This window comes from Candidatus Zixiibacteriota bacterium, from assembly GCA_036397555.1.
In the GTDB taxonomy this organism is placed as follows: Bacteria; Zixibacteria; MSB-5A5; order WJJR01; family WJJR01; genus DATKYL01.
Genome location: DASWIS010000035.1, coordinates 1 through 19,467, shown reverse-complemented (window position 1 = coordinate 19,467; position 19,467 = coordinate 1). Strand labels below are relative to the sequence as shown.

General features: G+C 61.7%; 15 protein-coding genes. 3 read left to right on the top strand and 12 right to left on the bottom strand.

Annotated elements, in window-relative coordinates; genetic code table 11:
• Positions 1-33: 33 nt before the first annotated feature.
• The 6 genes from VGB22_10660 to VGB22_10635 form a co-directional block, all read right to left on the bottom strand.
• Entirely contained in the window at positions 34-2,205 is a 2,172-nt protein-coding gene (locus tag VGB22_10660) for a thiamine pyrophosphate-dependent enzyme (GenBank protein ID HEX9751727.1), read from the bottom strand.
• A 179-nt stretch (positions 2,206-2,384) separates the two neighbouring features.
• Complete coding sequence (locus VGB22_10655) at positions 2,385-2,564, bottom strand: hypothetical protein (GenBank protein ID HEX9751726.1); 180 nt, start codon at positions 2,562-2,564, stop codon at positions 2,385-2,387.
• A gap of 391 nt (positions 2,565-2,955) precedes the next feature.
• Positions 2,956-3,957, bottom strand: coding sequence for a TGS domain-containing protein (locus tag VGB22_10650; protein ID HEX9751725.1), 1,002 nt, complete (start codon positions 3,955-3,957; stop codon positions 2,956-2,958).
• A 199-nt stretch (positions 3,958-4,156) separates the two neighbouring features.
• Positions 4,157-6,502 (bottom strand): choice-of-anchor B family protein, encoded by a 2,346-nt coding sequence (locus tag VGB22_10645; protein ID HEX9751724.1) that lies wholly within the window; start codon positions 6,500-6,502, stop codon positions 4,157-4,159.
• A gap of 205 nt (positions 6,503-6,707) precedes the next feature.
• Positions 6,708-7,238: an HNH endonuclease gene (locus VGB22_10640; GenBank protein HEX9751723.1), complete on the bottom strand. Its 531-nt coding sequence runs from the start codon at positions 7,236-7,238 to the stop codon at positions 6,708-6,710.
• 81 nt (positions 7,239-7,319) lie between these two features.
• Positions 7,320-7,580, bottom strand: a complete 261-nt coding sequence (locus VGB22_10635; protein HEX9751722.1) for a glutaredoxin family protein — start codon at positions 7,578-7,580, stop codon at positions 7,320-7,322.
• Positions 7,581-7,796: 216 nt separating this feature from the next.
• On the opposite strand from VGB22_10635, the gene VGB22_10630 reads away from it, so the two are divergent.
• Positions 7,797-8,795, top strand: a complete 999-nt coding sequence (locus VGB22_10630; protein ID HEX9751721.1) for a GNAT family N-acetyltransferase — start codon at positions 7,797-7,799, stop codon at positions 8,793-8,795.
• 475 nt (positions 8,796-9,270) lie between these two features.
• On the opposite strand, the gene VGB22_10625 is transcribed toward VGB22_10630, so the two are convergent.
• Genes VGB22_10625 through VGB22_10605 form a run of 5 tightly spaced genes read right to left on the bottom strand, consistent with a single transcriptional unit; the run spans position 9,271 to position 14,312 of the window.
• Complete coding sequence (locus tag VGB22_10625) at positions 9,271-9,951, bottom strand: DUF554 domain-containing protein (protein ID HEX9751720.1); 681 nt, start codon at positions 9,949-9,951, stop codon at positions 9,271-9,273.
• An 11-nt stretch (positions 9,952-9,962) separates the two neighbouring features.
• A complete protein-coding gene (locus tag VGB22_10620) occupies positions 9,963-10,424 on the bottom strand; it encodes a hypothetical protein (GenBank protein HEX9751719.1) in 462 nt (153 codons plus the stop codon).
• A 3-nt stretch (positions 10,425-10,427) separates the two neighbouring features.
• Positions 10,428-11,837: a tryptophanase gene (locus tag VGB22_10615; protein HEX9751718.1), complete on the bottom strand. Its 1,410-nt coding sequence runs from the start codon at positions 11,835-11,837 to the stop codon at positions 10,428-10,430.
• 46 nt (positions 11,838-11,883) lie between these two features.
• Positions 11,884-12,924 (bottom strand): asparaginase, encoded by a 1,041-nt coding sequence (locus VGB22_10610; protein ID HEX9751717.1) that lies wholly within the window; start codon positions 12,922-12,924, stop codon positions 11,884-11,886.
• 44 nt (positions 12,925-12,968) lie between these two features.
• Positions 12,969-14,312, bottom strand: coding sequence for an acetyl ornithine aminotransferase family protein (locus VGB22_10605; GenBank protein HEX9751716.1), 1,344 nt, complete (start codon positions 14,310-14,312; stop codon positions 12,969-12,971).
• Between the two features lie 402 nt (positions 14,313-14,714).
• Between VGB22_10605 and VGB22_10600 the strand changes: the two genes are divergently transcribed.
• On the top strand, positions 14,715-15,443 hold the full coding sequence (locus tag VGB22_10600) for an endonuclease V (protein HEX9751715.1): 729 nt from the start codon (positions 14,715-14,717) through the stop codon (positions 15,441-15,443).
• A gap of 11 nt (positions 15,444-15,454) precedes the next feature.
• Here the strand turns inward: VGB22_10600 and VGB22_10595 are convergent, their stop codons facing one another.
• Positions 15,455-18,511, bottom strand: coding sequence for a hypothetical protein (locus VGB22_10595; GenBank protein HEX9751714.1), 3,057 nt, complete (start codon positions 18,509-18,511; stop codon positions 15,455-15,457).
• A gap of 263 nt (positions 18,512-18,774) precedes the next feature.
• Here VGB22_10595 and VGB22_10590 point away from each other — a divergent pair, with 263 nt between their 5' ends.
• Positions 18,775-19,020: a DUF5668 domain-containing protein gene (locus tag VGB22_10590; GenBank protein HEX9751713.1), complete on the top strand. Its 246-nt coding sequence runs from the start codon at positions 18,775-18,777 to the stop codon at positions 19,018-19,020.
• Positions 19,021-19,467: the final 447 nt, after the last annotated feature.

Sequence of the window (19,467 nt, the reverse complement as noted above, 5' to 3'; positions counted from 1 at the left end):
CTGCAAATGCATTCTGTGATTGGAATGTGTGATCTAATACGCGATCAATTCCCGCGCCGCTTCTTCGATCCAGCCATCCTGCGGGAGGATGTAGGTCTCCGCTTCGGGACCGTAGGAGACCGGCGTGAAGGCCGCGCCGACCCGTCGCACCGGAGCATCGAGATGCTCGAAGCAGTTCTCGGTGATCCAGGCGGAGACTTCCGCGCCGAAGCCCATGAACTTGACGTCTTCGTGGACCACGAGGACTTTGCCGATGCGTTTGACCGACTCGCCGACCATGTCATGATCCCACGGCAGCACAGTGCGCAGGTCGATGATCTCGACACTGATGTCTTCTTTGGCGAGTGCGCGCGCAACCGTTACTGCTTTGGGGACCGTTGCGCCCCAACTGACGATTAACAGATCGTCGCCCTCGGTGAGTTTGTTGCCGCGTCCGAATGGAATCGTAAAGTCGGGACCGGGATATTTTGATTTCAGTGCGGGTTGACGGTAGAGCCGTTTGTGTTCGAGGAACAGCACCGGGTCTTCGCAGCGCATCGCGGTGCGCAGCAGCCCGCAGGCGTCCAGCGCGTTGGATGGGATCGCAACGAGGAATCCGGGGAAATGTGCAAAGGTGCCCTCGATCGACTGCGAGTGATAGACTGCGCCGGAGCCGCCTAAGTATCCGCCGGTCGCGATACGAATGACCGCGGCCGCGCCGAAACCATTAAATGAGCGCCAGCGCATCTTGGATGTCTCGTTGACCAACTGCATCATCGCCGGCCAGAGATAATCGGCGAATTGCACTTCGCAGACCGGCTTGATCCCGCGAGTCGCCATCCCGGTCGCGGTGCCGACGATGGTTGCCTCGGCCAACTGCGAATTGTAGACGCGGTTGGGACCATGCGTCCGTTGCAGCCCGGCCGTCGCCTTAAACACGCCGCCCTTGCCGGGGACCTGGTCGATCAACTCGGTGAAACCGACATCGGCGACATCCTCACCGAAAACGAGAATGGCGGGATTGCGTTTCATCTCATCTTTCAACGTGCGATTGATGCCCTGGATGATCGAGACGTCCTCGTCGTCAAACTTCGGTGCGACTGCAAACGCATCCGAGGAAGCATCGACCGTCGGCGAAGTCACATAGAGCGGAATCGAGTCTTTGTCGGGGCGCGCGGCGCGGACCGCCTTCTCGGCGCCTTCGGAGATCTCGGCGTCGACTTCGTTGCGGATCGTCTCGAGCTGCTGTTCGGTGGCGACACGGTGTTCCTTCAGATACAACGGGAAGTTCTTGAACGGATCGCGCTGCTGCTCCTTCTGGCGCATCTGTTCGGTCTTGTAGGCCCGTTCGTCATCGGACTCGGAATGCGAATACGGACGGATCACATGCGCATGCACCAGGACCGGGCGCCGCTCTCTGCGCAAAATGGGTTCGACTTCGCGAAACGTCTCGTAGCACTCGATCGGGTCGCAGCCGTCGACTTCGCGGATTTCCAACAATCCCTGATCGGACAGGCCGCTTAAGAACTTCGAGATCGAACCGCCGGCGGTCTGCTGGTGTTTGGGGACCGAGATCGCATAGCCGTTGTCTTCGATCACAAACAGCACCGGAAGCTGCCCCAACGGCGTCTTCAGGCAGGCGACATTGATCGCCTCGAAGAATTCGCCCTCCGAGGTGGTGCCGTCACCGCCCGTAACGACCGTAATCTCTTCGGCGTCGTGCGGGATGTCGCGCGCCGAGATCGCCTCGGTGCTGTTGAGGTAGCGTCCGGCCTGCGCGCAGCCGACCGATTGCAAAAACTGGGTGCCGGTGCACGACGACTTGCTGACCACGTTGACGCGCGGGATCGACCAGTGCGAGGGCATCTGGCGTCCGCCCGATGACGACTCGGCCGCGCCGACTGCGTCCATCAGCATTTCCCCGGCTGTGTAGCCCAAGGGCAGCACCAGCGCGCGGTCGCGGTAGTAGCAGTAGAACCAGTCGACTTTCGGTCGCACGACCAATCCGAGCGCGGCGAGCACCGCCTCGTGCCCCGCGCCGGAAATCTGGAAGAACACACGCGACTGCGCCTTGAGTTTGCGTTCCATGTCGTCGACACGGCGCGAGGTGTAGATCCAGCGATAGAGCAGGAGCAACTGCTCGTCGGTGAGTTTGTGCGAAGTCCCCGAACCGGACTGCTGCGATTGGCGCCGGGGTGTAGCAATGTCCGTGGTGGTCGAGTTCATGGTCCTCCTGACTTCGGTGAATCCAAACGGTCGGAACTGATGCCGGCCCCCGCTCAACACCCGCTCAAGGATAGCGTTCAAGGGGCGGACAGGCAACGTCATTTTGAGCGGCGCGGCAATGTACGGCAACTCCATCCTGTCCTGTGGCAACAGGTTAAGCCGCGGCAACACGGCGCACGTCACGCCGCTTCGGCAAAGTCGTCGCCTTCATCGCCGGGAGCGATGCGGTGACGCCTCTGGCGGCCGCGCTCGACATAGCGCTGGCCGCATTCGTAGACCTTCGGCCAGAACACGATCAGCAGCGCCAGAGCGCCCGCCGTCATGACAACGCCGATCAGCCACCAATGCCAACGTTTCATTGCACCTACCCTCACAGTCTCCTACAAGCCGAATCTATGTGATTGTTCCCGTGAACGGTGTGATTCTGTTCGGGTCAGCCCAAGGGCTGACCCGCACTGTCATCTCTTACGAGCCGAGCATCCCCGGTTGTTCCCGTCAACGGTGTGGTTCTGTTCGGGTCAGCCCTTGGGCTGACCCGTACTGTATCGGTCGCAGAAAAAGCAGATGCTTCGCCCGTTCGCTTCTCCCGCTGACGCGGGAGAACCTCAGGGCACAGCATGACAGTTTCGGTTATCATCGCCTCAATCGGAATCGGTGCTGCTCAGGCCGCTTGTGCCGGTTCTGTGCGTGTCAGCCCTTGGGCTGACCCGCACGGCCACTGTCTCAACAATTCTGCAATCAATTGAATCCCTACACATGAAACTCGATGACGTCCCCTTCCTGTAAGGTATGATCGGCGGGGACGCGTACGCCCTGCATGGCCTTGTTTTCAGCGCTCCAGAGCCGCGCGTGCAGGAGCTTCTCGGCGATCTCCTTGTGAATCGCGCGCGCCGCATGGGCGACTGTGCCGCCGTGCGGCAGCAACACCGGATCGCGCAAGTCGGGCTTCTGGCCGGGCGCCTTCGTGTATACGCGCAAAAGTCCGAGTGCTTTGAATGCGGTTTCCAGGAAGTGATCCAACCCGCGCCGTTGGGGAATCGAGAGCGTGACGAGCGGCGCTTGTGATCCGATGATCTCCTCTAACAATTCCAATCGGGTGGCGGCACCGGGGTTGTCGCATCCGGTCGCGGCCACGATCGTGCGTTTTTCGACGGCGGTGGGCAACTCGTCATCCGGTTTTGCCAACCCGCCGAGTCGGACCTTGCCCTCGTGAACGCGTTTGACCACGTACTCGTAATGTGCGATCACATCATCATCGGCAAGCGACACGACCAACCCGACGACATCGCCGGTGCGGGCGATGTTGAATACGTAATTCTCGCAGTACCCCTCGGCGATCGACGGCGTGTCGACCAACTGCAGCTTTACATTTTCCCAGGCCGCCATACCGGGGACCGGCTTGCGCGTCGCAAAGGGCCACTCGGCGATTTCGACCGGCGCGTGGCTCAGCGCGCCGACGATGCTCGACTTGCCGCTGTTGGCCGGGCCGATCAGCACGATCTGTCCGGCGCCTTCGCGCGGGATGTGATCGAGCGGGTGCAGACGCGATGCGCCGGCCTTTTTCGGTGATTCGATCTCCGCCTTCAGTTTCGAGATCTTCGACTTCAGCTCGCCTTGCAGATGGTCGGTCCCCTTGTGCTTGGGGATCTCGCGCAGCATCATCTGCAGCAATTCGAGCCGACGCCTCGGTTCGCGCTCGCGGCGGTACTCCTCCTCGATTTTGACATACTGCGGCGGAAGATTGGCGGGCATCGCCTCTCAAAGTAACAACGTCGCTGTGCCGGTTCAAGTCAGGCGAGCGGTTGTCCGTCCGGCAAAAGGCATCTTTCGCGCGCCGGTACCTGTGGACGAAAACAATTGGTAAAGGATCGGGGGCGGTCCGCCGGACCGCCCCCGATGGGTGATGCGTGCAACATCTGGTCCCCGAGCTCGGTCCGCCGAAATCCGCAACTTACTGCCCGGCGCACGGGTCGGAGCACGGATCGCAGAATGGGTCGGTATTGTTCCGGAACGCGTGGTCCACGAACGAGACGACATCGAACACGTTGACCACACAATCGCAGTTGGCGTCGTTGCGGCTGAGATGCGGACACGCAACGTCGGTCACGCTGGGGCCGTTGCGAAACGCTTCGTCAACGACATCCACGACGTCAAAGACATTGGTAATTCCGTCGCACTGCGGATCGCCGTGGCAATCGCAGACGCAGCCGGGTTCGATGCTGCCGGTGAATGTGACGACATACAGCCCGGTGAGCATATCCGATACGATGACGCGTCCCGAGGGCAGATACGGATAGACCGACCAGGCGCCTGCCATCCCGACGTTGCTGGTGGGATTGGTGTCATAGAAGCCGATCTCGAACGGTGCTTCGGGATTCAGCACGTTCCAGATGCGCAGGCCAAGACCGTAGTGGCCGATGTAGAGCGCCCCGTCTTTCACATAGCAGTTGTGCACGATCGACCCGGGAACGCCGAGGTTGATGTCGAACACCTTCGATGCAGCCAATGGATCGGAGACATCGAAGACGCGCGTCCAGGGTCCGGTGCCGATTTCATCCCCGACGAACAAATAGCGCCCGTCGGCGGACAGTTCGCAATTGTGAGCGCCCGAGCCGGGGTAATCGAAATTCGCGATGAGCTGCGGGGCCGCCTTGTTGGCAACGTTGACAATGTCGATCCCATCCCCATAAATCGCAGCCGCGTACAACGTGTCATTGCGGATGTCCATGTCGTGGTAGTAGTAGGAGAACCATTGCCCAGCCAGGGCAGGCGTCGCGGGCAACACGGACAGATTGAATATCTCCATTCCCCCGGAAGTCTGGCCACAAACATACAGGTAGTTTCCCTCGACAAGGCAGTTATGCGCACGGTTGTCATACGTGAAGATATAGCTGACGAATTGTGGCGAGGCCGGATTGGCGATGTTGTGGACCTGCAGCGGGCCGTATTCCATCAGCAGAATGGCGTAGTTCTTGTAGACCTTGATGTCCTTGGCATCGCCGCCGCCGCCCAGGATGGGCAGAAAACCGACTTCTTCCATCAGGTCCAGGTCGACGATCGATGCCCCCTCTCCCCGCGCACAGATCAGTGCGTATTCTTTCCCGGACACGGAATCGACATATCCCCAGATGTCCCCGTAATCGGCGCGCCCGTTCCAGTTGCCGACGAACTCGCAATTGCTCGAAATAGTTTGCGGCGTGCCGGCGAAAACACCGCTGAAACCCAGCACCACATCGCCGGGACCGAGTATATCAATGCGATAGTAGTACGTCACGCCGTTGGTCAGTCCGTTGTCTACGAACACGAAAGTACTCCCGTCTACAGAGCCAATCTGCGTCGTAGGGGGATTTGACGTGTTTCTGTAAATGCGGTACTCAGTTGGCGAGCCATCGCCGCAGTAAACCCATGTCAATTCAATGAGTCCGGAGTCGGGCCGGGCATTTGGAAACTGGATGAAGTCATCGAAGATGTTGATGGTGAGCGTCGCCGGGATCGACTCCAGCAGCGTATGTCCCGGCTCGACGCGCGGGTACCAGCCGTAGTAGACGTCGAGATCTTCATTGAGAATGTTGCGTCCAGCATAGGTCAGGCCGGTGCCGTCGTAGTTCGACGCCATCACATAGAGGAACTCCCACTTTCCGAACCCGGGCGCGCCCATGGTGGTGTCGGGGTCCCAACGGAGATTGGGTGGCGGATTGGGGCCGCCGCCGTCATTCCATTCGGCGAAACAGACATTCAAACGGCGGGGATTCATGTCATCGGAAACGTCCCACACGGTTCCGGGGAAAACGCCGACGCCGACGGAATTGAAGTTCTGCTCGACGCGGAAGACCTGGCAGTAGGTCGAGTCGCCGTCGAAGTGAATCTCAACGGGAACGAAGTCATCGGGCGCCACACTGGAGCCGATGGTCCACAATGTGGCTTTCCCCAGACTGCCGAAAAAGGTCTCTCCTCCGGAAATCGGGTTGCCGCGCATCCAGCGCGGATCGCCCTCCCAGATCGCCTCGACTCCCGGCTCCTGCGGCACACAGGGCGGCATCGCGGCCGGCGCCACATGCGGCGGGGAATTGGCCGGATCAAACCCGATGGGGCCCGGCTCCACGATCGCATTGAGCGACGGTGAGCCGGCCGGCGTGCAGGCTTCGATCAGCGCCTCGACCGTTGCCCGGGCGACCGCGTCGGTTGGGTACTCAATGCCGGGGGATTCGATTGGGCGTACGTCTCCGGGCAGCGCAAAAACGGCCGTAACAGACAGGATCAGCACATGGAACTTTACACGTAGACGCCGTGTGAGCACACCAGACCTCCGCAGTTCAGTGTCTTAAAAATTGTGGGTTCGGTCACCGGGGAGGGTGAGACTCCGGGCGACACAGCCAGTACAACGGACACAGACAGGACAAGTTTCAATCTAACTGGAGCGGACGATCAAGTTTGCCTGAATGCGTCCCTCGTCCCTCAATTTAGCAGATTCCCGGGTTACGGCAATGACTTCTATTTTTGGACTAATCCAGAAACAGGTACTGTTTCCAGCGATGGTCGCCCAGCCCGACAAAACGCTGGATGTAGGTAATGTGATTGGGACGTCGCGGGAGCCGTCGCAACGGCATGCCGGCTTCATCGGGGGTGCGGTCCCCTTTGCGGTTGTTGCAACGGATGCAGGCGCAGACGAGGTTTTCCCAGGATTCGTCGCCCTTCCGGTTGCGGGGAATGACATGGTCGACCGTCATGGCCGTGCGCGACTGGCCGCAGTATTGGCAACGATGCCCATCGCGCTTGATGATGTTGCGGCGTGTCAGGACGACCCGCTTTTGCGGACGCTTAACATACATCGCCAGCCGGACAATCGACGGCACCGGCAACGCGGATGTGATACTCTTGAGCATCCGTCCGTCCAGACGCTCGATGATCTCCGCCTTCCCCAGGTACACCAGGACCACGGCGCGACGCGTCGTGCAGACCGACAGCGGCTCGTAGTTCTGGTTGAGGACCAGTACGGGACGGGTCAGCGGGTTGCCGTTAAATCCATTCCCCATGTCGACTCAAGCACCCCTGAGGGTCCTAAAATAGGGCCCGCCGGGCGAACGTCAAGAATCCATACGCGCCGACCGACAGACTCATCCGGTGACCCCCATCGACCGCAGAGCCGTCACGAGCGCCTGCCAGGTGATGGGCGCCTCAATCGCCGGACCGGAATCGAAGCGCAGAACCGGAATGCGGTCTTTGTATGTTGCGTAGACCGACGGGTCGGTCCGGATGTTATATCGGCGGACCACGAGATTCCACTGACCCATCGCCTCCTCCAACAGCCGCTCGGCGTCCTCGCACAGCGGGCAATCGGGCTTGGTGTAGAATGTCAATCCGATGGGTTTGGTCATACTGCGTGGAACACAAAGCCCGCCATGGGGGTAGCACCTCTTTGGACGATCGGCGATGATTCCGCACCGAATTTGCTTTGTTCGGCAATGCTGATCCAGTAATTTGATCGATAGTTTGGCCGCAGGATCAGGATCCGTCGGAAGTATGCGGCGGGGCGTGTAACTCGCGACAACTAAAACAGGGAGCTTCTCCGACGTCATCGCGGAGGCAGGGTAATGGCAACGACAACCGAACGACCGAAACGCACGATCCGCAAGCGCACCGATGAGACTCAGCGTCAGGCCGCGCCCCCGGCGGCGGCGACTGCCACGACGCGCATCGAATTGCTGCGATCCGAAGACCTGCTGGCCGCCGCGCAGTTGATGCATCGCACCGTCGATGACATCCGGCGCACCGCCGGTCTGGAGCCGCTCGACTTCGAAGTGAAGTCCACCCCTCCCCTGCTGCAGCACATTTACGAACAGGACCCCGAATTGTCGTGGGGCGCATACGACGGCGAGACGCTGGTGGGATTCGCCACGTCGCACATCCGTGATCACCAGTGGCACGTTGCCTATCAGTTCGTCGAGACCGCCCATCAGAATCGCGGCATCGGCGGCGAGTTGCTGCGCACCGGGCTGGGTGTCGCCCGCGAACGCGGCGCGATGATCACATCGCAGTGCACCTTCACGTACAATCCCAAGGCGATCGCGCTCTACACGCGTCTCGGACTGTTCCCGCGCAAGAATCTGATCCTGCTGGAGGGTCCCCGTTGTTCGGAAATGAAGTGCCCCGATCCGCCGCGCAGCATCGAACCGTCGGTCATCGATTCGACGTCGCTGTTAAATGAACTCAATCACATGGACCGGGAAGTGCGCGGCATCAACCGGTCGGTCGACCACTGCTACTGGCTGGCGGACGAGGACTACACGGGCTACGTCTTTCGGGCCAACAATTCCCTCGTCGGCTATGCCTACATCTCCCGAAAAGGGTTTATCGCGCCCGCACTGGCGATCCGCGACATCTACCTCGTGGAGATCGTCAATCATTGCCTGCATCTGCTCAAAGCGCAGTATGACGTGACGCCGCGCATTTGGCTGAACGGAAAAAATTTCGCCTCCCTGACGATGCTCCTCAATCACGGCTTTCGCATCAAAGAAATCGCGCTCTTGATGACCAACCGCATGTTCTGCGACATGCGCCGATACATTCCCGCATCGCTGGCCGTGTTTTAGCCGAACCGACAACTCTTCAGCGTGTGCCGGTCAGCCCTTGGGCTGACGGCTCGCGGGGTGTCCGTGTCGGCCCCAGGGCTGACCCGCACGGACAGATAAGAGATCGCGTTGCTGATGACCAACCGCATGTTCTGCGACATGCGCCGGTACATTCCCGCATCGCTGGCCGTGTTTTAGCCGAACCGACAACTCTTCAGCGTGTGCCGGTCAGATAAGAAATCGCGCTCTTGATGACCAACCGCATGTTCTGCGACATGCGCCGATACATTCCCGCATCGCTGGCCGTGTTTTAGCCGAGCCGACAACTCTTCAGCGTGTGCCGGTCAGCCCTTGGGCTGACGGCTCGCGGGGTGTCCGTGTCGGCCCCAGGGCTGACCCGCCCCGGTACTATTGTGCCCGCCAGGCGTCCTCGCCCAGCGCTCGTGGGCCAATCGCGGATGGCCGTCACGCACTGTAGAGATCGTCTGCGGGAGTGCTACGGGAACAATGCCGTGGCCACGGCGATGAGAACCAACGCCGGCAGGTAGTTGGCCACCGGGATGTCCTTGATCTCCAGCATGCGAATGCCCAGACCGAGAATCATCAGGCCGCCGACGGCTGAGAACTGATCGAGCGCTCCGGGTGCCGTCAGCGCGGCGAGCATTCCCCCCATCAGCGTCAGTCCGCCCTGCAGCACCAACACGGTGACGGCGGCAAAGATCACGCCGATCCCTGTGGTCGCCGACAGCGCAATCGCCGCGAAGCCATCCATCACCGATTTTGTGAGCAGCAGCGTGGCATCGCCGGAGATGCCGTCTTCAATCGAGCCGACCACGGTCATCGGTCCGACGCAAAAGAGCACGGACGCAGTGACGAACCCCCGCACGAATCCGGACGCCGTGCCGACCTTCAGCCGTCGCTGCAGCCAGCCGGCGAAGCGCTCCAGCGCTCGCTCGATACCGATCAATTCGCCGATGATGCCCCCGACGACGAGCGCGCCGATGATCAAAAACGGGCGTGTTCCCTTGACGACCGACTGAATTCCGATCCACAACGTTACCAGCCCCAGCGCCGTCATCACCGAGCGCTTGATCGTCGCCGGGAGTCGGTCGCCGATGAACAGGCCCACCAGCGAACCGGCGATCACGGTTGCGGTGTTGACCAGAGTACCCAGCATGGGATCGAGTTCTATCGCAGCGTGTCGCGTTCGCTGCGTCGCGTTTGCAATGTATCGGCGAGCCGTCCGAAGCGATCGGTCAGGCGACCGGCGCGCGCCATGTCGCCGATCAGTTGGCACCAGCCGATGGACAGCGTGTACCCTTCGCTGACGTACAACAGCAGAAAGTCGTGCATCGCCCCTCCCAATTCGATCCGCCGCAACCGCTCATCGGCTATGAGCAGCAACGAATCGGCCAGATCCACCGCCGCGCTCCATTCGGCGTGGTCGGCCAGCCGTTTGGCGGAATCCAGTCCCCGCGACATGCCGTGCACCCAGTCGCGTTCTCCCGAGGGAACCTCCAATTCAACGCTGTAAAACTCGCTGTCCTGGGAGGGAGTACGCTTGTATTTGTCGGCCGACTCACAGGCAAGCATCGCCGGACACAACAGGAGTAACACACAGCCGAGGCGGAATCGTGTGGCCCCCGTCATGGCTCAGAGCCGTGCCGGGGAACGTTGTTGGATCGTCTGTTCGCGCAGCCGCGCGGTGAAGTGGCGCAGGTAGGGCGACTGGTACTCGATGGCGAATCCGCGCGCTGTATCGCGGCGGCGATGGACATTGGCGAAGGTATCGACGACGTGGCCGAGGTGCGACTCGGTGTACACGCGCCGCGGGAGCGCGAAGCGCACCAATTCCGGCCTGGGTTTGTCACGACCCGAGACGGCATCGGCGGCTCCAAACATGAGCGATCCGATTTCCACCGTACGCACACCGCCGTCGCGGTACATCGCCACCGCCAGCGCCTGACCGGGGAATCCCTCGGACGGGATGTGCGGGTACAAGGATCCGGCATCGACAAAGACCGCGTGCCCGCCGATCGGTACAACAACGCGCGCACCGGCGTCGATCAATCGCTGTCCGAACCATTCGGTCTGCCGAGTGCGGTATGACAGGTACGATTCGTCGCAGACTTCGTCCAGCCCGATCGCGATCGCTTCGAGATCGCGTCCCGCCAGACCGCCGTACGTGGGGAAACCCTCGAGCACGACCATGAGGTCTTTGATGCGCGCGGCCAGATCGCCGTCACGCAGCGCCAAAAACCCGCCGATGTTCGACAGACCGTCCTTCTTGGCCGACATCAGGCAGCCGTCGCCGCAGTCGAAGACTGCGCGGGCGATGGCGCGGACGCTGCGGTCGTTTTGCGATTCCTCGCGCTGCTTGACGAACCAGGCGTTCTCGGCGAAGCGTGCCGCGTCAAAATACAATGGAATACGGTTTTCTCTGAGGATGGCGCGAGCGGCGCAGACGTTCTCATACGACACCGGCTGCCCGCCGACGGTGTTGCTGGTGATCGTCAACACGCACAGTTTGATGCGGTCGCCGTGATGGGCGATCGCGCGTCGCAAACCGTCGAGATCGATGTTCCCCTTGAACGGGAAGGGATCGTCGAGGTCGCCGCAGGACGGATGGGGCAGATCGATCGGTGTGGCGCCGCAGTACAGGACGTTGGCGCCGGTGGTGTCGAAGTGCGTGTTGGAGACGACGATGTCGCCCTTTTCGAGCATCGTCGTGAACATCAGGTGTTCCGCGGCCCGTCCCTGGTGCACCGGGATCACGTGCTCGTATCCTGTCAGGTCGCGCACGGCGCGCTCGAGACGATAGAAGTTGCGCGCGCCCGAATACGATTCATCGCCACGCATCAGCCCGCTCCACTGCCGGTCCGACATGGCCCCGGTGCCCGAATCGGTCAGCAGATCGATCGTGACATCCTCGGCGCGGATGGCAAAGAGGTTGTATCCCGCTTCGCGCAACGCCGCTTCCCGTTGTTCCGCCGACAGAAACGGAATCGCCTCGACCGATTTGATCCGGAACGGCTCCAACGGATGGCGGAAGGAACTGCTCATGTCGGCTGTAGGATAGGTACGGCGCAGTGGGCGGTCCACGGCGATTTCAGAAAACTGTCAGCGCAACGACCGCGCGAATCGAACCGACCACAATGCCGCGATGGTTGGTGATTCGCGGTTCGGCGATCGTCTGCAGTTCCTGGTCGGCTGCTGTGTCGAGCATGCCGAGCTGTCTGAGCACGGCAACGGCCGTCGGACCCATCGCTCGTTCGCCGCCGTCGGTGATCTTGATCGCGATTCCCAGAGCACGCTCGGGTACGGCGATTCCCATGACCGCCTCTCCCCCGACCTTGGTGATGGCCCGTCCGCGTGTCGCCTGCGCCAGACGCAGGTCCAGACGTCCGGTGCCCGACACCAATTCGGGATGGGACCGCATGGCGTCGATGAGAGTGGCGGCCGCGGCGTCGTGGGGACCCGACGATCCCCCGGCGGCGGCAGCGTGCGCCAGGCGCGCATACCCGAAGGCGAGTGCCCGCAGCGGCAAGGCGTAGTTTGGCGCCGAACACCCGTCCGTTCCGCGTGCGAGCTGATCGGGTGATACCTTACAGAAGTCCGCTATCGTCTGACGTATCGCTCGCTGGACCGGCGAATTCGGATCGAGATAATCCTTATGCGGTGCGCCAAGCAGCGACGCCAACGCCAGCATACCGGCGTGTTTTCCGGAGCAATTGTTGTGCAATGCGGTGAAACTCGATACCGGCGGAACCGCCTCGCCGGTCCCGCGAAGCCAGTACGGAACGTGGGCGCCGCATTGCAGGTCCGACACCTGATGGCCGGTCGCCGCCAGGATGTCACCGACCGCCTGAAGATGACACTCCTCGCCGGAGTGCGAGCCACACATCACCGCGACGTGGCGGGACGAAAGCCCGAAGCGTCCGCAGACGTCATGTCGAACGGTCGGGAGCGCCTGAAAGGGCTTCAGCGACGACCGCGTATATGTGACCCAATCGGGATCGCCCAACGCGGCGACCAATCGCCCACGGTGATCGACGACCGCGACGGCGGCGTGATGGCGGCTCTCGACCGTATCGCCGCGCACGACCTCGACCGCGACGGGCGCGGGCGCATTGGCTGATGTCTCACGCATCGTCGCGGTCGCAATCGCATCGACAGTCTTGGCGCAAACCGTCCCTATCCGATCTTGAACTTCTTTTCGGCCTTGCCGATGACTTCGTCGAGAATTTCGAGCGCCACCTGGCAGTGCTGACGCTCGATGATGAGCGGCGGCACGAGGCGGATCCCGTTGGGCCCGCATGTCAGCAGCATCAGCCCCTTCTCGAAGGCGCGCATCATGACCTCATCGGCCATTTCCGGCGCGGGCTTTTTGCTGGCGCGGTCTTTGACGAACTCGATGCCGATCATCAGTCCCAGTCCGCGCACATCGCCCATCGACGGGTGGCGCTTCTGCAGCTTCTTGAGTTCCGCCATGACAAACTTACCCTGCTTCGCCGCATTGGCAATCAGACCGCCCTCCAACAGATCGATGGTCGCCAGCGCGGAGGCACACCCCAGCGGGTTGCCGCCGAATGTGGTCGAATGGGCGCCCGGCGGCCAGTCCATTACATCGCGGTCGGCAATGCAGGCGCCGAGCGGTACACCGGATGCCAGCGCTTTGGCAGTCGTGAGAATTTGCGGCGAAACGCCGAAATGCTCGATGGCAAACATCTTGCCGGTTTTGCCCATTCCCGACTGCACTTCGTCGACGATCAAATAGATGTCGTGTTTCTTCGCCAGCGCCGCTAGGGCCGGAAAATAGTCGTCAGGGGGCACGATGTACCCGCCTTCGCCCTGAATCGGCTCGATGATGATCGCGGCGACTTCTTCGGCCGGGGCGACGCGCGTGAGGATCTCATCCTCCAGAAACTTCAGGCAGGCCAGACCGCAGGTGGAGTGCTCCAAATTTAGCGGGCAGCGGTAGCAGTACGGGTACGGCGCGTGCGTCACCTCCGGCAGCAGCGGCGCAAACCCTTTCCGCTGCGTGCTCTTCGAGCAGGTCAGGGACAGCGCGCCCATTGTCCGTCCGTGAAAAGCGCCCATGAACGCGATCATGCGCGGACGGCGTCTCTTGTAGCGGGCCAGCTTCAGCGCCGCCTCGACCGACTCGGTGCCTGAATTGGTGAAGAACGTGCGGCGCGGCTGCGGTCCCGGTGCGACATCGCTTAAGCGCTTGGCCAATTGCCCGACCAGCTCATGATAAAAGTCCGCCGATGAGATGTGCACGGCTCTGCGTGTCTGGCGGATGATGGCTTCGACGACCTTCGGGTGAGTGTTGCCGGTCGAGCAGACGCCGATTCCGGAATGGAAGTCGAGAAACTTGTTGCCGTCGATGTCCCAGATCCACGGGCCGTCGGCATGGTCCAACACAGTCGGATGGGCGCGGGTGTACGACGGCGACACATAGGTCTCATCGAACTTGATTTTCTTTTTGCTCTTGGGACCGGGCAACGCGGTTTTAATCATCGGACGATCACTCATAGTATCCTCCAGCGGCGCCTTCGGACTGCGCGCCGTCGGTCGTATCGGGTTGGGGAAATGATGAATCCGAAGTGCGGAGACACGACTACGTTCCGCCGAAGAGCAAAATCCGATGCAGCAGGCCGCGCCGCTTGCGGGGCGACAGCAAGTGGCTGATTAATGAGGATGGTTTGGCGCCCCGTGGCATTGGCTTGACTCCGATGGACCAAAGATAATTACGTCAAATCCCCCCTTCAAAGCGCTACTCATCGACCGATGACTGAATAGTAGTGACAAAACTTTGGCGTCCTCATAGCTTCTTGGCATGGAGGCGGCCCAATTAGCCCGGCGGTATCGTCTTGTACAATAACGTAATACACGGTATCGGGAAACAATGACTTCAATGGACGCGCCCTCATCTCGATGAAGACCGCCTTCATACCGCCGCAGATCCTCAGGCATCCGTGGAATGTATCGGTGTCACGGGCGGCCGCCATTCAAAGCGCGCTCGCGAAGTACCTGAGTCTGACACCGCACGCCGCGCCGCCGCGCATTGTCGCTGGCGTCGATGCGGCCGAAGACGGCGACAACGTGTACGTGGCCATCGTCGTCATGGACATCATCAAGGGCAAAATCATCGAGATTCAATGCGCCCACACGCGCGAACCGGTCGCCTTCCCCAAACTCGGCGGATATTCGGCGTTTCGACTCGGCCCGACCGCACTGGCGGCCTGGAAGCGTATTTACCACACTCCGGATCTCGCGCTCTTTGCCAGTCACGGCGTCTGCCATCCGCGACGCTGCGGTTTGGCCACGCACCTGGGAATGCGCATGGATGTGCCGTCGATCGGCTGCGCGCGGGAACGACTCGTAGGGCGCTATGATCCGCCGGGTCCGAAGCGCGGCGACTATGCGGTCGTCCGCTACTCGCCGCAAGCTCCGGCCGTGGTGCTGCGGACGAGGTCGGGGGTCAATTCGCTATTCGTATCGCCCGGTCATCGCATCGATCTGTTGGGGAGCATCGACACGGTGCTGCGCTGCTGCACGACGCACCGGCTGCCGGAGCCGCTGCGCCGCGCTCATATCGAGGCGGGGCGGTATATGCGGATGCGGAAATCCGGCGTGACCGCCCCCGCAGATACTGCGGAATGAATTCGACCGTGCTATCCGACCGTGACTTCGCGCGACTCCGAGGCGGTCCCCACGGTCGGCACGCCGCTGCGGTCGAGTGATTCAAGACAATCCTGCAGTTGATCCAAACGGAAGGGACGGCGGAGGATCCTAACCGCCTCACCGTCGATCCCTGCCCCCGTATCCTCGTTGTCGGACACAACGATGAGCGGCGTGTCCCGCCAGACCGATTGGAGCCCCAAAATGGACTCGTCATCACGGGGATCATCCGGTCCGGGATTGACGATGACGATGTCGGGCTGATGCGCGGAGTTCTCCGGGCGAAGCGTTGCGGAGAGCGCCGCACCGGACGCGCGATGTCCCAAGGTCTCGACCATCCCGACGAGCAACTCGCGCATCGGTTCGTCGTCATCGAGGACGAGTACATCCAGAGTGCCGGCCGCCGTGGCGGACGGCGACTGATCCTTCGCTGCGGGAAATGCGATTTCGATGCCGACCGCGCGGTCATCGACTGCCAGCCAATGAGTGCGGCTGTCGCTGTCGCCGGTTGACGGCAATTCCACGTGTTGGTCGGATGTTGCCAGCGGCTGCTCGTGTCCGCCGCGCAAGCGCACGTTGAAGAGACGCAGCATCGTCTGCCCGCGGCGGGATTCTGTCTGAACGAGAAACTCCTCTTCGGCATCGCCGCCATTGGTGCGGCAGCGACGCTGCACGGCCGTGAGGGTGCGGTTCAGCCAGTCCCGATCGACCTGCGGGACATCGCGCGCCGACAATTCGAGACACAGCGCGTCATCGGTCTGGTCGGCGGCCCAGGCGATGAGCGCGTCATGCAGGTCCAGCATTGCGTCAGCGGCTGCGGATTGGTCGGCACGAGCCATTTCCGCCTGAGTCTGCACTTCGGCTCCGACCGGACGCTCATCCATTCTCACCGGCGCTTCGAACCGGACCGCCAGCGCACCGATCAGCCCGATGGCATCGTGCAGTGCCTCGATCACGCGACGGTCGGGCGCGGCTCCGGCGAAACCGAACGCCGTCACACAACCGTTGTGTCCGGCGCCCGCCGTCCCGCCCCAGGGCCAGCAGACCGCCCATGAAGGACTTTTGCGTTCGCCCCAAATCGGCGCCCATGACTCCAGCGAGGTTTTCGGCGCGTGACGGAGGATGGCATCCCAAGCCGAGTCTTCGGTTATCGTGGTCACTCCTTCGGCGGGGATTGTCTGCAGTTCAAACGCCCACGGCTGCAAATCATCGGGAATCGAAACGGAGAGACCCGCCGTGTCGACGACCGCCAGGAATTCGTATCGCGCGTCGGGGAGTCGCCGCCACAACCCGAGCGCCGGCGCCCCCGGGATGAGCCCGTGCAGTTTGCTCAGCGCACCAGCCAACGGTTTATCATCACGCACTGCATCCGCAATGTCCTGAAGCATACGTCGCCCAGAGGCGATCTGCGACCGGGCGCCGGAGCGTTCGGTCTCCAGCGTTTCCGCCAGGCGGATCCGCTCCTGAGTGCTTTCGGCCAGTCGCTGCTGTGATGACTCCTGCAGCGCCCCCAGACCGCGGCGCAGCTCTTCGACGTTGGCGGTCAGAGTATGCTGTGTCGCTTCCCATGACCGACGCTCATCGTCGAGTGTGGCGCGTAGCCGGGTTTCGCGTTCGGTGGCCCGGCGCAATTCGTCGTCGCGCTGGCGCTGCATTTGTTCCTCACGTCCGGCCATGTGCTTCTGAAGTTCATCGAGCTGGCGCGCGAATCGGCTGCGTTCCGCATCGATGGCGGTCGTCAACGCGCCGATTTCATTCTCATGACTGCGCTGCAACTCCGTGATGTGTTCACGAAGCTTGAGCGTTTCACCATGGAGAGAATCCCGTTCGCCCTGCATGGCCCGTCGCTTCGACTCGGCGTCATCGGCCAGGGTCCGTCGCTGCTGCTCCCATGTCCGTTCGCGATCGGCCAGTTGCTCCTGCAACGTCGCAATCCGTTCCTCGGACTGTTTGAGAAGGGCACGCGCCTCCTCGACAACGCCGCGTTCGGCGGTGAGCGCCTGTTCCCACTCGGTCTGTTGTCGGCGGCGACTGTCCTCGGCGCCGGTTCGTTGTGCTTCCAGTTCTTCGCCATGCCGTTTGGTGAGATCGGCCCGTTCGCTCTCCCACTGCTGTAGTTGCCGGGCGGTCACCGCCTGCGACTCCGCAAGACCCGACTGGGATTCGTTCAGACGGGCTTCCAGCGCTGCGATGGATTCTTCCGCGCGCCGTTTCTGACCGTCCAGTTCGCGGTGCAGGCGCGCCTCGGCGATCACGGCGGCGACATAGTCGGCGGCCGCATGCAAACGGCGCCCGCGTTCCTCATCGAATCTCTCGGGCAGATGATCGGCCAGCACGATGACACCCAGCAGCCGACGTTCGCTCTGACCGGGCGTCACGGTCACCAGCGGCAGACCGATCACCGAGCGGTACCCTTCGGCCTCCCACTCAGGAAAGAACAAGCGTATTTCTTCGGCGCGCTTAAACGTGTGCGCCTCGCGCAGATGCGCCAGCCGCTGGAATCCGGTCCCGCTGCCACGGATCGACTCGACCTGCTGCCGAAAGGACTGCGACATCCCGGCCACCCCGGTCAGCACCCATTCCTTTTCAGCCGGGTTGTGCAGCCACAGACCGCCGCTTTCGACATTGGCGCCGCGGACAATTTCCTTGAGCGAGTACTCGAGGATTTCCAGGAACGAGTATGGCCCGCCGATCACTTCACGCAGCGTATCGAAGAGATCGAATCCGGCGCGGACGTCCTCGAGACGTTGCCGTTCGGCGGCCAGATCGTGGAGACGTTCAATCGAACCGGCCAGTACCAGCCCGATACCGGCGACCGACAGGAACAGTCCCAGCCCGGCGATGAGCCCCGCCGGCAGGTCGGTAACGGTCGCCGACAGACTCAACCAGACGTTTAACAGGGCGCCGATAAGATACAGCGACAAACCGGCATAGACTTTCCGCCAACCGACAAACCCCAACGACCAGAAACGCTCGTGCGAGCGAAAGGCGACCACGATCAGCACGACGGCGATGGCCGCATGCAGCAGGGCGACGTACATCGAATTCATCTAAACTCTCCGATCAAGACAGCGAGTAATTGTTGGAATTGCCCCCATTGACACGAAGAATGGGGTACGACAGGCGCAAAGATGTGTCAAGAAAAATGCGGAAAGCTGCCGTCAGATTTACATTGCGCGCTGTAGGGGGCCGGTCGGAACCGGGAAGTCGTTTCTGACCGGGCACGCGGGCCAAAGATTTTCGCATCTTGGTGGTGTCGAGTACGTCAGGTATATTGGCGGCCCAGCACGTGTCGCCGGGAACGGAGTGAACGATGAGCAAGGATAAGCACAGCGGACGCGGAACCCTGACTGGTGGGATTATCATGGTTGGGACCGGCTTGGTCTTCCTGCTGAGTAACTGGGGGCTCCTGCCCGGGATGCGTCACTCCTGGCCGTTGATCTTAATCATCGTGGGCGTGGCGCTCCTGGCGGGCGCGTACCGTGACAACCTGCGCCGCCCGACCTCGCTTGATTCCCCGACACAGACCAACACCACCCCGACCGACCAGCCCACTTGATTCTGGGGGCGTGTTGAAAAACCCATTGGAACCCACATAATCGAGTTTCACGGAAATAATCATTCAGGTCATTCCGAGCCCTTCGGGCGAGGAATCTCCAACGCGTTGTCGGCGGCCACTCGCGCATCGAGACCCCTCGCCCGAAGGGCTCGGGGTGACATCAAATTGGGCTTTTTCAACACGCCCTCTGGATCAGGGCAATAAAAAAGCGGCTCCCCGTTGCCGGAGAGCCGCTACCCCCTCATCGCCTTGGGTCGCCGTCCATCCCTGAACCGCGGCCCGGTGTCATCGTGGTGGGTGCATCCTGCAAGCCTGGCAGCTTGTTTGATCCTCCCTGCAAGGACGTGGGGGCTTTCGTTAACCCGGCTTCTCGCCTTTCACTCTCAATACACTTTACGTGCCGCTTTATTCCCGGTTTCGTCCGATTACGTCTCGGCTTGATCGGCG